Raw genomic sequence first — 319 nt, 5'->3', positions numbered from 1 at the left:
CACCGGTGCCCTGCAGGGCAAGGAACTTGCCGACCACACCGAGACCCGAGCGCACCGCCTGCGCGGTCATGCTCTCGTCGAAGAAGGCGAACGGACCGCCCTCTTCGAGGATCGCGGCGTTGTAATAGGCATAGGAGGCCGGTCCATGCTCGACCTTGACCCGGTCGAGGCCGACATCGAGTTCTTCGGCAACCATGGCGGCAAGCGTCGTCGAAATGCCTTGCCCCATCTCGGCGCGCGGCGCGACGATGGTGATGGTGTTGCCGGCGCCGATCTTCACATAGGGGTTGAACGTCGCCTCGCCCTTGCCGAGTTCGGC

Annotated in this window: 1 protein-coding gene; it reads right to left on the bottom strand. The window is 65.2% G+C overall.

What is annotated here, in order from left to right; genetic code table 11:
• The coding region (locus EOB49_RS35020) for a molybdopterin cofactor-binding domain-containing protein (RefSeq protein WP_164781993.1) at positions 1–319 on the bottom strand (319 nt) is incomplete at both ends.

Origin of the sequence: Mesorhizobium sp. M7A.F.Ca.MR.148.00.0.0 (assembly GCF_003997735.1) — a bacterium.
Taxonomy (GTDB): Bacteria; Pseudomonadota; Alphaproteobacteria; order Rhizobiales; family Rhizobiaceae; genus Mesorhizobium.
Note: the sequence above shows the minus strand (reverse complement) of the source record. Positions and strands in the feature narration are given on the sequence as shown.